The sequence below is a fragment of the Kitasatospora sp. NPDC033851 genome (assembly GCF_055576085.1).
In genome coordinates, this window is record NZ_JBVIRL010000001.1 from 673,965 (window position 1) to 687,416 (window position 13,452).

Here is a 13,452-nt window from a genome sequence, read left to right on the forward strand (position 1 = left end):
CGGCCGCGCCACCGTACGTGAAGGTGGTACTTCGCCGTGAGCAGCATCTCCGACCCGCCCCTGCCCGACCGGGCCGAGGACGTCCCGCCCCTGGACACGGCCGCGCGGGGCTTCGACCGGTGGCGCTACGCCGGGGTGTTCCTCCTGCTGTTCCTGTTCGGCACGGAGACCTTCCTGGTCTCGCCGCTGCTGCCGACCATCGCGGACTCGGTCCACACCAGTGAGGCCGCCGCCGCCTCCAGCGTCACCGCCTACGTGCTGGTGTACGCCGTCGCGGCGCCCTTCCTCGGGCTGCTGAGCGACCGGTTCGGCCGCCGCCGCACCCTCGTCGTGGGCACCCTGCTGTTCGTCCTGTCCAACGCGGCGGCGGCCCTGTCCACCGGGCTGACGCTGCTGGTCGTGTCCCGTGCGGTGGCCGGGCTGGCGGCGGCCGCGGCCGGGCCGGCGATCTGGGCGCACATCGCCGAGACCGCGCCGGAGGCGGTGCGCGGGCGGGCGCTGGGCCTCGGGATGGCGCTGTTCTCCTGCGGGCAGGTGATCGGTGTGCCGCTCGGCGGCTTCCTGGCCGGGCTGGCGGGCTGGCGCTCGGCGTTCTGGGCGTTGGCCGTCGGCACCGCCGCGGCGGTGCCGCTGCTGCTGCGCCAGGTCAGGGACCGTACGGCGCAGGCGCCCGCGCCGCGGGTGGGGGCCGTACGGTCGATCCTGGCGGGCTGGGCCGATCCGACGCTGCGCCGCGCCCTGCTGGTCAACACGGTGTTCAACGCGGCCAACCTGGGCGCCTACACCTTCCTCGGCGCGGTGCTGGTGCAGCGCTTCGACCTGTCGGTCCAGGCGCTCGGCCTGGTGGGTGTGCTGGTCGGTGCGGGCAGCGTGGCCGGCTCGCTGGTCGGCGGGCGGCTCGGCGACCGGGCCAGGACCGCCGGGCGGTCCGACCTGCCGCTGCTGCCGCTGTGGGGCGTCCTGCTGGCGGTGGGCATCGCGGTGGCGGCCAAGGGGCCTGGCCTGGTGCTCGCCCTGGCCGGGGTGACGGTGTGGTTCCTGGCCTCGGGCGGCTTCGTGACGGACCAGCAGACGCTGGCGGGCACCATCGCCCCGGACCTGCGTGCGACCTCCAGTGCATGGCTGACGTCGACCATGTACGCGGGCACCGGGCTCGGCGCCTGGGCGGTGGGTACGTTCGGCGACGTCGCGGACGGCACGCTACTCATCGGCGCCGGTCTCGCGCTGCTGGCCGCGCTCGGCGGTCTGGCGGTCAGCCTGGGGATGCGCCACGCCGCCACCACCGCCGGCACCTCCCCCACAGCCACAGCCACCAGCGCCTCCCCCGCCCCCACCGCGCCGAAGGCCTGAGACACCGGCCGGTCCGGCTCAGCCGACCCGGCGCTCCCCCTCCACGCCGCCGACCGCGCGCAACGGATGCTCGACCAGTTCGGTCATCCGCGCCCGGTCGGTGGCGTCGGTCGGGGTGAACAGCAGCACCGTCGCGGAGGGGTCGTCCACCGGGTGGAAGGAGGACAGGGTCAGCCGGACCGGCCCGAGGCCGACCGGTTCGACGGTGACGGTGCGGACGGTCAGCTCCGCCACCGAGTGGCATCCCCACCAGTGGCGGAGCTCCGGCGCGTCCTCGTCCAGGTGCCGGTAGACCTCACGGGTGCGGGGGGCGGCGAGGGCGGGGCCCGCCTGGGCGCGGAAGTGCTGGAAGACGTTCATCGCGAGCGGTTCCCAGTCGCGCAGCACCGCGCGCACCCGCGGGTGGGCGGCCATCACCCACATCAGGTTGCGCCGGTCGGCGGGGACGAACTCGGGCGAGCCCCAGAGCGCCGCCCATGCGGCGTTCCAGCCGCGCAGGTCGAAGTGGCGGTCCAGCAGGACGGCGGGGCTGGCGGGCCAGGAGTCGAGGACGGGCTGGATGGCCTCGGCGATCCGGTCGGCGCCGTCCGGGCCGGCGGCCGGGGCGGGCTCGTGGTAGCCGGCCAGGCGCAGGGCGTGCCGCAGGCCCGCGTCGTCCAGCCGCAGCACGCGGGCGATCGCCTCCAGCACCTGCCGGGACGCGGCGACCCTCCCCTGCTCGACCCAGGTGTACCAGGCCAGGCCGACCCCGGACAGGGAGGCGACCTCCTCGCGGCGCAGGCCGGGGGTGCGGCGGCGGGTGGTGGCGGTGAGGCCGACATCGGCGGGCTTGAGGAGTTCGCGGTGGGCGCGCAGGAAGGCGCCGAGTTCCCGTCCGGTGGGGGGAGTTGACACGGGTGGGCTCCTCGGCTTCGTCTTCTCGGGGGTGATGGCCCCAGCGTAGGCGCAGCCCGCCGCTCGTCCCAGGGGTGAGCGGCGGGCTACACATGCTGTTAACGGAAGCGGGCTAGCGGGGGGTCAGCGTCCAGAGCCGGACGGCCATGTGGCTGACGTGTCCGCGCTCCCGCTGCCGGCGCCAGGCGCTCTCGCCGACGGCGCGGAAGAACGCGGCCCGCCGGTCGGCCGGTACCAGGCGGCTGTAGTAGTCGCCGAAGGTGGCGGCGTGGAAGTGCTCGTACTGCTCGGCGCTGTCGACGGTGACGACGGCGTCGCGCTCCAGGTGGCCGGCCACCGCGAGGTGCGGGCCGATCACCGCCGCGAGGTCCTCGACGGTCCTGGTGCGGGTGGCGATCGGCAGCACGCCGCCGCGCGCGAAGGCGCCGGGCACCTCGTCGTCCGGGGTGCCGAGGGCCACCAGGGCGTCGCGGACCAGTTCGTCCTCGCCGCCGAGGCCGTGTTCGTCGCGGGCGGGGTGGTAGCTGGTGAGCAGGAACCTGCCGCCGGGGGCGAGGTGGGCGGCGGCCCAGGCGAAGATCCGTTCCTCGTCCGGGTACAGCCAGTGCAGCACCGAGGTCTGGGTGATCACCTCGGCCCGGAAGGGCAGCGGCTCGGGCGCGGTGAGGTCGGCCCGGTGCAGGGCGATCCGCTCGCCGTACGGCCGGAGCCGGTCGGCGGCCTCGGCGATGCGGTGTTCGGAGCGTTCCAGGCCGACGGCGCGGCGCAGGGTGGGGAACCGTTCCAGGGCGGCCTGCAGCAGCTGGCCGATCCCGCTGCCGAGGTCGATCAGGGTCTCGGGGGCTCCGGTGACCTGGTCGAGCACCCAGTCGCGGTCCTGGACCTGGCGCAGCCGGCTGGCGTCGGCGTACCCGGCGAGGGTTCGGGCCTGGATCTCGACGGCGGACGTGCTCACGACTGGTTCTCCTCGGCGCTCGCGGGCCGGTCGACCAGGTGCAGCAGGCGCTCGCGGGCCTCGCTCTGGTCGTACCGCTTGAAGATGTTGATCCGGTTGCGGGTCAGGTCGCCCCGGTGCACGTACTCGTAGAGGTCCTGGCGCTGGCCGAAGCCGTCGCCGGTGAGCTCCCACGCGATCCGGAACAGCCGGGACTTGCGTTCGGCGTCGATGCCGCGCCCGCGCATGTAGCGGTCCAGGTGCGGGCGCAGCCGGGGGTGGGCGAGGTCGGCGGCGGTGGGCTGGATGAGCAGGCCCGAGGCGCCGATCCGGCGGACGATCTCGACGGCGCTGCCGGCCACCTCGGCCGACCAGACCCGGGAGGCGGCGGTGTCGCCGGGGGCGAACAGGCCGCCGTCGGTGGGGCCGCCGCGGGCTTCGGCGGCGTCCAGGAAGTACTCGGTCAGTTCGGCGTACCCGGCGAGGCGTCCGAGGTCCTCCTGGATGTTGCGGAAGCCGTCCACCCCGATCGACTCGGCGACGAGGGTGGCGGTGGCGAGCAGGGTGCGCAGCCGTTCGCGGTAGCGGATGTGGCCGATGTAGGCGCTCCAGGCGTTGATCCGGCCGAGGCCGAGCCGGGCGAGGCCGGCGTCGCGCAGCAGGAAGACGCGGTCCCAGGGCACCAGGACGTCGTCGAAGAAGAGCATCGCGTCCTGCTCGTCGTACCGCGCGCCGAGGGGGTGGGCGTGGCCCCAGGGGGCGCTGCCGAGCGGCTCGCGGGCGAGGGTGACCAGTCCGGGGGTGTTGAGCGGCAGGGCGAACCAGGTGACGAACTGTTCGCCGCGGCCCTCGGTGAAGGAGGCGGAGAGGTAGACCAGCACCTCGTGGGCGAGCGGGGCGAGGGTGGTGAGCTGCTTGGCGCCGCGGACCACGATGCCCCGGTCGTTCTCCTCGATGACGCGCAGGGCGAGGTCGGGGTCGTCGAGCGGGTCGGCGGAGCGGTCGATCTGCGGGTCGCCGAGGGCGTGCGACAGGACGAGGTCGTTGGTGGCGCAGTGGCGGTACCAGGCTTCGGCGTTGGCGCCGAAGCGCGGGTCGGCCCCGGCCAGCCGGTGCCGGAAGTCGTAGACGCCGACGGCGATGGAGGCCATGAACGCGGGCGAGCGGCCCTGCTGGCCGAGTGCTTCGGCGTGCCAGAACTCGGCGCTGCGGCGCTGGAGTCGGAGGTCGTCGAGGGTGCGCGGGGGCTGGTAGGCGCGGGCCAGCCGCAGGCCGCTGTCCGGGTCCTGCCAGGTGAGCAGGTCGCGGTGGTCGGGGTCGTGCTGGAGGTCGAGCAGCCGGGACAGCTCGTCCACGGCCGGGCGGAACGCGGGGTGCTCGGCGGGGTTCGCGATCCGTCGGCCGTCGAGGTAGAGCTCACGTCCGTCGTCGAGTTCGGCCCGGTAGCGGTCTCCGGTGAGCAGGCCTCGGGCGGTGGCGGGCGCGCCGCGACCGGCGGCGGTGTCCAGCAGTGTCATGCGCCAACTCCGGTGGTGTTCAAGGGTTTCGGGGCCAGTAGGCGGTACTGGCCGTCGTGGTAGAGGAGGGGTTCGCCGTCATCGCGGGCCGCGGCGGCGACCCGGCCGACCAGGATGGTGTGGTCGCCGCCGGGCAGGGCCGCGTGCAGCCGGCAGTCGAACCAGGCCAGGGCGGACTCGACGAGCGGGGCGCCGGTGCCGGCGGTCCGCATCGGTACGGCGGCGAAGGCGCCGAGCGCGCGTCCGGCCCCGGGGGTGGCGAACCGCCGGGCCACGGCTGCCTGACGGTCCGTCAGGATCGAGAGGCCGAACCGCCCGGAGGCCCGGGCGGCGGCCACGAGCGGGCTGTGCCGGCCGATCGCGACGGTGACCAGCGGCGGGTCGAGGGAGAGGGTGCCGAAGGAGGAGACCGTCTTGGCGAAGACCTCCTCGCCCGCGCGGGTGGTGACGACCGCGACCCCGCTGGTCCAGCCGCGGGAGGCGGCCCGGAACTCCTCCTCGGTGGCCTGGTCGGTGGCGTGCCCGGCGGCTTTCCCGGCTGCTCGGGTCAGGGCGCCGCTCATCGCAGCCCCACCCGGTAGGCGCGCAGCCACTCGTCGACCTGGACCAGGTGGTCGAGGCCGCCGACCGGGTTCGGCGCGGTGCGCGGGCTGGGCAGCGGTCGGCCCCCGGCGAGCAGCTGGCGCACCAGGTCGCGGTCGACCAGCTCGAAGACCGGCGCGTTCGGGTCGGCCAGCAGCTCGTGGGCCCGGGCCGTGAGCACCTCGGTGTAGCGGACGGCGGGGGTGGACGGGTAGCCGCTCTTGGGCCGGTCGGCGACCTGCGGCGGGAGGAGGTCCCGGACGGCGTCGCGGAACAGCCCCTTGGCCCGCCCGTCCGGTGCCTTGAGCGCCCACGGGACGTTCCACAGGTACTCCACCAGGCGGTGGTCGCAGAACGGCACCCGGACCTCCAGGCCGACCGACATCGACACCCGGTCCACCCGGTCCAGCAGCGGGGGCAGCCAGCGGGTGAGCGCGAGGTGGAAGACCTCGCGGATCCGGGCGTCGCGGGCCGACTCGCCGGGCAGCCGCGACACTTCGCCGAGCGAGCGCCGGTACGCGGCGGCGGTGTACTCCTCGGGGCGCACCTCGGCCCGGACGTCCGGGCGCAGCAGGTCCGCCGGGGTGGCCCTGCCGTGCAGCCACGGGAAGGTCGGGGCGGCGAGGGCGTCGGCGTCGTGGAAGTAGGGGTAGCCGCCGAAGATCTCGTCCGCGGCCTCGCCGGAGAGCGCGACGGTGGAGCGCCGCCGCACCTCGCGGAAGAGCAGGTGCAGGGAGGCGTCCATCTCGCCCCAGCCGGGGCGGTCGCGGGCGCGCAGGACGGCGTCGCGGGCGTCCAGCAGGTCGTCGTCGGGGACCAGGACGGTGGTGTGCAGGGTGCCGATGTGCTCGGCGGCGGCCTCCACGTAGGGGGCGTCGCGGGTGGTCCGCCAGGCGTCGGGGGTGCGTTCGGCGCTGCCGGGGAAGTCGACGGAGAAGCTGGTGATCTTGCCCTGGCCGGCCCGTTCGCGGGCGGCGGCGGCCAGCGCGGTGACGGCGCTGGAGTCGACGCCGCCGGAGAGCAGGGTGCACAGCGGCACGTCGCTGATCAGCTGCCGTTCGACGGCGTCGGCGAGCAGTTCCCGGACGGTCGCCCGGGTGGTCGCGGCGTCGTCCCGGTGCTCGGCGGACTCCAGCCGCCAGTACCGCACTTCCCGGGTGGCGGCGCGGCCGACGACCACCAGGTGGCCGGGCCGGACCTCGTGGAGGCCGCGGAAGACGCCGTGGCCGGCGCTCGGCGCGGCGGGCAGCGCGAACAGCTCGGCGATGCCCTCGGCGTCCAGTTCGGCGCGGAACAGCGGGTTGGCGAGCACCGCCTTCGGCTCGGAGCCGAACAGGACGCCGCTGCGGTGGGCGTGCCAGTACAGCGGTTTGATGCCGAGGTGGTCGCGGACCAGCAGCAGTTCCTCGCGCCGGGCGTCCCAGAGGGCGTAGGCGAAGATGCCGTTGAACCTGGCCGGTGCGTCCTTGCCCCACTGGAGGTGGGCCCGCAGCACCACCTCGGTGTCCGAGCGGGAGCGGAAGACGTGCCCGAGGGCCTCCAGTTCGGTGCGCAGCTCGCGGTGGTTGTAGAGCTCGCCGTTGTAACTCAGGACGGCCGCGGTGTCCGGTCCGGGGCGGTCGGCGAGCGGCTGGGCGCCGCCGTCCGGGTCGATCACGGACAGCCGGCGGTGGCCGAGGGTGGCGTGCCGGGAGAGCCAGACGCCGTCCGCGTCCGGGCCGCGGCAGGCCAGGGTGGCGGTCATCTCCCGGACGGTCCGCGCCTGGTGGAGCAGGTCGGTGTCCCAGTCGATCCAACCGGTGATGCCGCACATGTCAGGACTCCCCGGGTTCGTCGGTGGCGGTGGGCGCGGCGGGCCCGGTGGGCTCGGCGGTCGCGTCCGTCGAGGCGGGCCCGGTGGCTTCGGTGGCTTCGGCGGGCCCGGCGATCTCAGCGGGGCCGGTCGCGGTCGTGGACTCCCAGCGGCAGCCGTGGCCGGTCGGGCCGTGGGTCAGGCGGTGCGCGGGCCGGTAGCCCTTGGCGCGGATGTTGGCGGACAGCGCCTCGGTGCAGTAGGTGCAGGGCGAGGCGAGGGTCAGCCGGACGCCCGAGCGCCGGGCCTTCTCGCGGTAGTCCCAGATCGCGCAGTGCGTGATGGTGAGCGCCGCGTGTTCCGGTCCGGGCGGTGCGTCGTCGTCGAACTCGTAGTCTGAGCCGTACAGTTCGGCCTGCCGGGCGATCCGGTGGATCGGGTCGGCGGCGCCCCGGCCGTGGTCGGGCTCGACGTCGCGGTGCACCTCGGCGTTGGACCCGGCCCAGTCCCCGAGCACCTGCTCGCCGTAGCGGACGACGAGGAAACGTTCCATCAGGGCCTGGTCGCGGAAGAACACCCGCTGCCACTCGACGGCCGGCGCGTCCGGCTCGGGCAGGTCGGCGAACAGCTCGGACTGCAGGACGAACCAGTCGGTGAGGTGCAGTTCGTCCCCGCGTGACACCAGGTACCGCGTCAGCCCGGCCTCGGCCTCGTGCAGCCGCTGCCGCCAGAGCGCGGACCGCTCGGCGTCCGGCATCGCGCGGTACGGGGACCTCGGCTGCTCCGGGCCGGGGCTTCGGCTCCCGGCGGGCAGGACCACCGTACGCGGGCCGGCCTCGCCGGCCGCCCGGCCACCGGCCCGGCCACCCCCCAGGCCACCGGCGCCGGTCGGACCGCCGGTCCCGTCGGACACACCCCCCATCGGGCCATCTCCCTTCGGCTGAACGATCCGTCGGACCGTCGTGTCGTCGTCGTTCCCGCCACGCTACGAAGCGGTCCGCGCGCCCCGGTAGCCCCGAACGGCGCCGGTCAGGGCGCCGATCGTCGCCGTTCGGATGCTCCGAAGGTCGCCTCGCACCGCACCCGCCAGGAGCCCGGGCACGACGAAGGGCGGGCCCCGCGTCCTGGCGGGGCCCGCCCTCGGGCGGTGCGTGTGCGGCGACGGACGTGTACGGCGACGGAACTACCCGGCGAGCCCGTGCCGGTGGGCGTAGAGCGCGGCGCGCAGCCGGTCGGGCTGCCCGATCTTGCGCATGGCCTGGGTGAGGTGCTTCTTCACGGTGGCCTCGGCGAGGGCCAGTTCGCGCCCGATCTCGGCGTTGCTCAGCCCGTGCCCGAGCTTGACCAGCACCTCCCGTTCGCGTTCGGTCAGCCCGGCCTGCTGCGGCGGCAGCTCGCCGAGGTGCCGCCCGGGAGCCGCCGCGTGGATCCGGGCGGGCGGCGGTGCCGGCAGGAACACCGACCCGCCGGCTGCCACGAGTTGGACCGCGCCGATGATCCGCTCCCCGGCCAGGTCGAGCGGGAAGCAGCCGCCGGCTCCGGCCAGCAGCATCCGGCTCGCCTCGGCGGTCGACTCGGCCCGGCGCAGCAGCAGGACCCGGGCGTCGGGGGCCCCGTCCGGTCCGCGCAGCGCCACCACGGCCGCCAGGTCCTCCTCCAGGCTCGCGCCGCGGCCGAGCAGCACGATGTCGGGGGCGATGCGGTGCACGGCCGCGACGGCGCGCAGCGGGTCGCCGGTGGAGCCGACCACCGTCAGTCCGGGCGCGGTGGCCAGCACGCTGCGCAGCCCGGCGCTGGCCACCGAGTGCCGTTCGACCAGGAACACCCGGGCGAGCGCGGTGCGGTCGCGTTCCTCGTCCACGCAACTCGGGTGGCCGCAGCCGCACCCGGCGTCCACCCGGCCCGGGGCCGGCGGTGCCGGTTCGGCCAGCAGCTGGTGACCGGCGATCAGGTCGAGCGGGTTGTCGATCTCGGCGTGCGGGCGGGCCGGTCCCGTGGCGGGCGCGTCCCCCGGGCCGGTGCCGCCACAGGCGGCGCGGCGGGCGGGAAGCCGGCGGCCGCGCGGGCCGGCCGGGGCGGCGAAGGTGCTCACTGCTGCCATCGGGCACCTCCGGGAGCGGAGGCTGGACGTCTGTGGTAGGGCATGGCGATGCGGTCCCCCTAGCTGGTGGCTGGTCGGCCCCGTGGACGCGATGTGCTGCGACAGGGATCCGCCGGCGACGCGGACGGGCGTCGGGCAGGGATCCGGGGTGAGGAGGGAGCGCCGACCGCGGCGGGTGTGGACCGGGGGCGGTCAGCGCGGTGCGCGCGATCGACAGAACTCGTCGAAGCACCTGCGGTGCCACGAGCCGCCGATCCCGACCAAGGTGAAGTCGGTCCGCCGAATAGCCATGCGGGAAACCCTAGGTCCGGTTCCTTGTGCAGGTCAAGGACGGGACCGGGCCTCGGCGGCCGGGGCAGTGTCACTCCGGCCACCGCGGATCCTGTGACCGGAGGTAACAGCATCAGGACCTGACTGGCTGTCGGGGCCGTGCGTCCGCAACGCTCCTCCAAGCGACCTCGGCCGTCGCGGCGACGGTGTCCCGACGTCGCAGGGGCAGCCCCGCCCGCACTCCGAACGCCGCTGCCACGCAGCCGAGATGACGGCCCGGCATCCCCGAACCCCCGTCCGAGAACTCCCGCAGGACTCCGGCAGAACTCCGGCAGAACTCCCGCAGAAGTCCCGCACGACTCCCGCACGACTCCCGAAGGAGCAGCAGCGCCATGCCCGCCCCGCCCCACCGGCCCGCCGCCGGCCCGTCCGGCGCCCCGCCCCGGAGGGTCGACCGGTGACCCGGTTCCTGGTGCGCCGGCTCCTGCTGGCCGTCCCGACGCTGCTCGGCGTCACCGCCGTCGTCTTCGCGACCGTGGCGCTCGTCCCCGGCGACCCGGTCGCCGCCTTCCTCGGCCCGGGCGCACCGCCCGAGGCCCGTCGGGTGCTCACCGAACGGCTCGGCCTGGACCAGCCGTTGCCCGTGCGCTACGCGGACTGGCTCGGCCACGCGCTCACCGGCGACCTCGGCACGTCCGTCTCCGGCCAGCGCCCGGTCGCCGACCTGCTGCTCCCCGCGCTCGGCCAGACGCTCACCCTGACGGCGGCCGCGTTCCTGCTGGTGCTGGTCGGCGGGGTGGCGCTCGGCGCCCTCGGTGCGGTGGGTCCGCGCGGCCCCGGCGGGCGGATCTCCGGCGCGCTGTCCACCCTCGCGGTGTCCGCCCCGCAGTACTCGGTGGCGCTGCTGCTGATCGCCGTCTTCGCGGTCGGGCTGCGCTGGCTGCCGGCCGGCGGCACGCACGACGCGTTCGGCTCCGGCGGTCCGGCCGACCTGGCCCGCCACCTGGTCCTGCCGGCGGTCGCCGCCGCGCTCGTGCCGCTCGGGCTCACCGCGCGGGTGTTCCGGGCGTCGCTGGGCACCGTCCTGGCCGGTGAGCTGGCCGACTCGCTGCGGGCCCGCGGCCTGCGCCCGGCCGCCGTGCTGCGGCACTGCGTGCACAACGCCTCGCCCGCGCTGCTGACCATCGGCGGCCTGCAACTCGCCTACCTGCTGGAGGGGGTGGTCTTCGTGGAGACCCTGTTCGCCTGGCCCGGCGTCGGCCGGCTGCTGTACGACGCGCTCACCGCCCGTGACCTGCCCCTGGTGCAGGGCGGGGTGCTGGTGGTGGCGGTGGCGTTCGTCGGCGTCAACATCCTGGTGGACGCGGCGCACGCGGCGATCGACCCGCGAGTGAGGACCTGACATGACGTCGACCCCGTGGACCGGACGGACCAGCCGGAGCCTCGGCCTGGTCGTCCCCGGCGGCCTCGCCGTGCTGCTCGTCCTGCTCGCCCTCGCCGCGCCGCTGGTCGCCCCGTACGACCCGGCCGCCGGGCGGCTCGCGGACCGGCTGCTCGACCCCGGCAGCCCCGGCCACCCGCTGGGCACCGACGGGCAGGGCCGCGACCTGCTGAGCCGGCTGATCTGGGCCGGGCGTGCCTCGCTCACCGGAGGGCTCGTGCCGGTCACCGTCGCCGCCGTCGCCGGGACCCTGCTCGGCATCACGGCCGGCCTCGGCGGCCGGTTCACCGAACAGGCCCTGCTGCGCACCCTGGACGTGCTCTACGCCTTCCCCGGGGTGCTGCTGGCGATCGCCGTCGCCTCGCTGCTCACCCCCGGCCTGGGCGCGACCGTGCTCGCGCTGTCCGTGGTGCTCACCCCGGCGGTGGCCCGGGTCGCGTTCACCGAGACCCGGCGGATCCGCACCTCCGAGTACCTGGAGGCGGCCCGGGTCAGCGGCGCCGGCTGGGGCGCGCTGGTGCTCCGGCAGGCCGCCCCCGTGGTGGCTCCGGTGGTGCTGGTGTACTCCTCCTCGCTGGTCGGGCTCGCCGTCGTGTACGCCGCCGGACTGTCCTTCCTCGGGCTCGGGGTCGCCCCGCCCACCGCCGAGTGGGGCGCGATGCTGGACGAGCTGCGGCCCTCGCTGCTCACCCACCCCTGGGTGGCGGTGCTGCCGGCCCTCGTCATCCTCGCCGTCTCGGTCGTGTTCAACACCCTCGGCGAGGCGCTGCGCACCCGGGTCGGCGACGCCACAGCCCATCTGCCGCGCGCCACCCAGGCCGTGACGCGACGAACTGCCAAGCAGGTGATCCGATGAGCCCACTGCTGGAGATCGACGGTCTGGGCGTCGAGTACCCCGGAGGCGTCCGGGCCGTCGACGGGGTCTCCCTCGCCCTGCGGGCCGGCGGCGCCCTGGTGCTGCTCGGCGAGTCCGGCAGCGGCAAGACCACCGTCGCCCGTACGGTGCTCGGCCTGCCCGGGCGCGGCGCCGCCGTCACCGGGAGCGTCCGGCTCGCCGGGACGGACCTGCGGGCACTCGACGAGCGCGCGTTCTCGGACGTCCGCGGCCGGCGCATCGGCTACGTGCCGCAGGACCCGAGCGCCTCGCTCGACCCCCTGCGCCGGATCGGCCCGCAACTCGCCGAGGTGCTGCGCCGACACCGGATCGCCGACGGCCGCCGGGCCGCCCGCGCCGCCGTCCCCAGGTTGCTCGCCACCGCCGGCGTCCCGGATCCGGGGCGGGTCGCCCGGGCGTACCCGCACGAGCTCTCCGGCGGCCTGCGCCAGCGCGCCGCGATCGCCCTCGCGATCTGCTGCGGCCCGGAACTGCTGATCGCCGACGAGCCGACCACCGCGCTGGACGCCCTGGTCCGCGGCCGGATCCTGGACCTCTTCGCCACCCTGCGCGCCGACTGCGGCATCGCGCTGCTGCTGGTCACCCACGACCTCGCGGTGGCCCGCCGGATCGGCGGCACGGTGGCGGTCATGCGGGCCGGCCGGATCGTCGAACTCGGCCCGGCCGAACGGGTGCTGGGCGAGCCCGGCCACGCCTTCACCGCCGCCCTGGTGGCCGCCGAACCGGGAGCCCGCCGATGAGCCTGCACCACCGCGACACGCCCGACCTCCACGGCACGACCGACCACCGCGACACGCCCGACCACCGCGACACGCCCGACCGCCACACCGTCTCCGGCGCCGAGACGCCCCCGCGCCCCCTGCTCACCCTCGACGCCGTCGGCAAGCGCTACGGCGGCCGGACGGCGCTGGAGGGCGTCAGCCTCACCATCGCCCCCGGCGAGACCGTCGCCCTGGTCGGCGAGTCCGGCTCCGGGAAGTCCACCGTGGCCCGCCTCGCCCTCGGCCTGCTCGCCCCCGACTCCGGCAGCGTCCGCTTCGACGGCCGCGACCCGTACCGGCTGCGCGGCCGCGCCGACCGTGCGCTGCGGGGCCGGCTGCAGTTCGTCCCGCAGCACCCGCGCGGCTCGCTCAACCCGAGCCTGCGGGCCGGGGAGGCGGTCGCCTTCGCGCTGCGGCAGCACGGCGCCCCGCGCGCCGGGCGTGCCGCAACCGTCGCCCGACTGTTCGCCCAGGTCGGTCTGGAGCCCGCGCTCGCCGCCCGCTACCCGCGCGAGCTGTCCGGCGGGCAGCTGCAGCGGGTGGCCGTCGCCCGGGCCCTGGCCACCGGGCCCGAGCTGCTGGTCTGCGACGAGCCGACCTCCGCCCTGGACCGCAGTGTGCAGGCCCGACTGCTCGACCTGCTCACCGAGCTGCGCGAACGCACCGGCCTGGCCTACCTGTTCATCTCCCACGACCTCGCCGTCGTCCGCCACCTCGCCCACCGGGTGCTGGTGCTGCGGCACGGCCGGGTGGTCGAGGAGGGGCCCGTCGACCGCCTCTGGGACTCCCCCGCGCACCCGTACACCCGGGCGCTGCTGGAAGCCGCCACCGGCACCGTCCCCTCCGCCACCGGCACAGCCCCTTCCGCGCCCTGACCGACACCGCTCCCCGCCCTGACCGACACCGCTCCGCGCT

12 protein-coding genes are annotated in these 13,452 nt (G+C 75.8%); 5 read left to right on the top strand and 7 right to left on the bottom strand.

Going from position 1 to position 13,452, the window contains the following annotated elements:
• The first annotated feature begins 36 nt into the window (after window positions 1–36).
• Window positions 37–1,350, top strand: a complete 1,314-nt coding sequence (locus ACZ51D_RS02525; RefSeq protein WP_465660914.1) for an MFS transporter — start codon at window positions 37–39, stop codon at window positions 1,348–1,350.
• An 18-nt stretch (window positions 1,351–1,368) separates the two neighbouring features.
• Here the strand turns inward: ACZ51D_RS02525 and ACZ51D_RS02530 are convergent, their stop codons facing one another.
• The 7 genes from ACZ51D_RS02530 to ACZ51D_RS02560 form a co-directional block, all read right to left on the bottom strand.
• A complete protein-coding gene (locus ACZ51D_RS02530; RefSeq protein ID WP_465660916.1) occupies window positions 1,369–2,244 on the bottom strand; it encodes a helix-turn-helix transcriptional regulator in 876 nt (291 codons plus the stop codon).
• A gap of 112 nt (window positions 2,245–2,356) precedes the next feature.
• A complete protein-coding gene (locus ACZ51D_RS02535; RefSeq protein ID WP_465660918.1) occupies window positions 2,357–3,199 on the bottom strand; it encodes a class I SAM-dependent methyltransferase in 843 nt (280 codons plus the stop codon).
• The gene (locus tag ACZ51D_RS02540) at window positions 3,196–4,695 is read right to left on the bottom strand and encodes a 4-hydroxyphenylacetate 3-hydroxylase family protein (protein WP_465660920.1); all 1,500 of its coding nucleotides are present in this window, start codon (window positions 4,693–4,695) and stop codon (window positions 3,196–3,198) included. The genes ACZ51D_RS02535 and ACZ51D_RS02540 overlap by 4 nt, the downstream gene beginning before the upstream one ends.
• Window positions 4,692–5,258 (bottom strand): flavin reductase family protein, encoded by a 567-nt coding sequence (locus ACZ51D_RS02545; RefSeq protein WP_465660921.1) that lies wholly within the window; start codon window positions 5,256–5,258, stop codon window positions 4,692–4,694. The genes ACZ51D_RS02540 and ACZ51D_RS02545 overlap by 4 nt, the downstream gene beginning before the upstream one ends.
• Window positions 5,255–7,090: an asparagine synthase (glutamine-hydrolyzing) gene (asnB, locus tag ACZ51D_RS02550; RefSeq protein ID WP_465660923.1), complete on the bottom strand. Its 1,836-nt coding sequence runs from the start codon at window positions 7,088–7,090 to the stop codon at window positions 5,255–5,257. Before asnB ends, ACZ51D_RS02545 begins: the two co-directional genes overlap by 4 nt.
• Window position 7,091: 1 nt before the next feature.
• A complete protein-coding gene (locus ACZ51D_RS02555; RefSeq protein WP_465660925.1) occupies window positions 7,092–7,991 on the bottom strand; it encodes a hypothetical protein in 900 nt (299 codons plus the stop codon).
• Window positions 7,992–8,252: 261 nt separating this feature from the next.
• Entirely contained in the window at window positions 8,253–9,170 is a 918-nt protein-coding gene (locus ACZ51D_RS02560; protein WP_465619464.1) for a LuxR C-terminal-related transcriptional regulator, read from the bottom strand.
• Window positions 9,171–9,897: 727 nt separating this feature from the next.
• On the opposite strand from ACZ51D_RS02560, the gene ACZ51D_RS02565 reads away from it, so the two are divergent.
• Genes ACZ51D_RS02565 through ACZ51D_RS02580 form a run of 4 tightly spaced genes read left to right on the top strand, consistent with a single transcriptional unit; the run spans window position 9,898 to window position 13,412 of the window.
• Entirely contained in the window at window positions 9,898–10,842 is a 945-nt protein-coding gene (locus ACZ51D_RS02565) for an ABC transporter permease (RefSeq protein ID WP_465660927.1), read from the top strand.
• 1 nt (window position 10,843) lies between these two features.
• On the top strand, window positions 10,844–11,737 hold the full coding sequence (locus ACZ51D_RS02570; RefSeq protein WP_465660929.1) for an ABC transporter permease: 894 nt from the start codon (window positions 10,844–10,846) through the stop codon (window positions 11,735–11,737).
• Window positions 11,734–12,516, top strand: a complete 783-nt coding sequence (locus ACZ51D_RS02575) for an ABC transporter ATP-binding protein (RefSeq protein ID WP_465660931.1) — start codon at window positions 11,734–11,736, stop codon at window positions 12,514–12,516. The genes ACZ51D_RS02570 and ACZ51D_RS02575 overlap by 4 nt, the downstream gene beginning before the upstream one ends.
• Window positions 12,513–13,412 (top strand): ABC transporter ATP-binding protein, encoded by a 900-nt coding sequence (locus ACZ51D_RS02580; RefSeq protein WP_465660933.1) that lies wholly within the window; start codon window positions 12,513–12,515, stop codon window positions 13,410–13,412. The genes ACZ51D_RS02575 and ACZ51D_RS02580 overlap by 4 nt, the downstream gene beginning before the upstream one ends.
• Window positions 13,413–13,452 lie beyond the last annotated feature (40 nt).

What these genes read in the sequence shown, in the direction of transcription:
- ACZ51D_RS02560 (WP_465619464.1), bottom strand. Translation starts at nt 9,170, where the DNA reads ATGGCAGCAGTGAGCACCTTCGCCGCCCCGGCCGGCCCGCGCGGCCGC.
- ACZ51D_RS02570 (WP_465660929.1), top strand. Translation starts at nt 10,844, where the DNA reads ATGACGTCGACCCCGTGGACCGGACGGACCAGCCGGAGCCTCGGCCTG.
- asnB (WP_465660923.1), bottom strand. Translation starts at nt 7,090, where the DNA reads ATGTGCGGCATCACCGGTTGGATCGACTGGGACACCGACCTGCTCCAC.
- ACZ51D_RS02545 (WP_465660921.1), bottom strand. Translation starts at nt 5,258, where the DNA reads ATGAGCGGCGCCCTGACCCGAGCAGCCGGGAAAGCCGCCGGGCACGCC.
- ACZ51D_RS02555 (WP_465660925.1), bottom strand. Translation starts at nt 7,991, where the DNA reads ATGGGGGGTGTGTCCGACGGGACCGGCGGTCCGACCGGCGCCGGTGGC.
- ACZ51D_RS02540 (WP_465660920.1), bottom strand. Translation starts at nt 4,695, where the DNA reads ATGACACTGCTGGACACCGCCGCCGGTCGCGGCGCGCCCGCCACCGCC.
- ACZ51D_RS02575 (WP_465660931.1), top strand. Translation starts at nt 11,734, where the DNA reads ATGAGCCCACTGCTGGAGATCGACGGTCTGGGCGTCGAGTACCCCGGA.
- ACZ51D_RS02580 (WP_465660933.1), top strand. Translation starts at nt 12,513, where the DNA reads ATGAGCCTGCACCACCGCGACACGCCCGACCTCCACGGCACGACCGAC.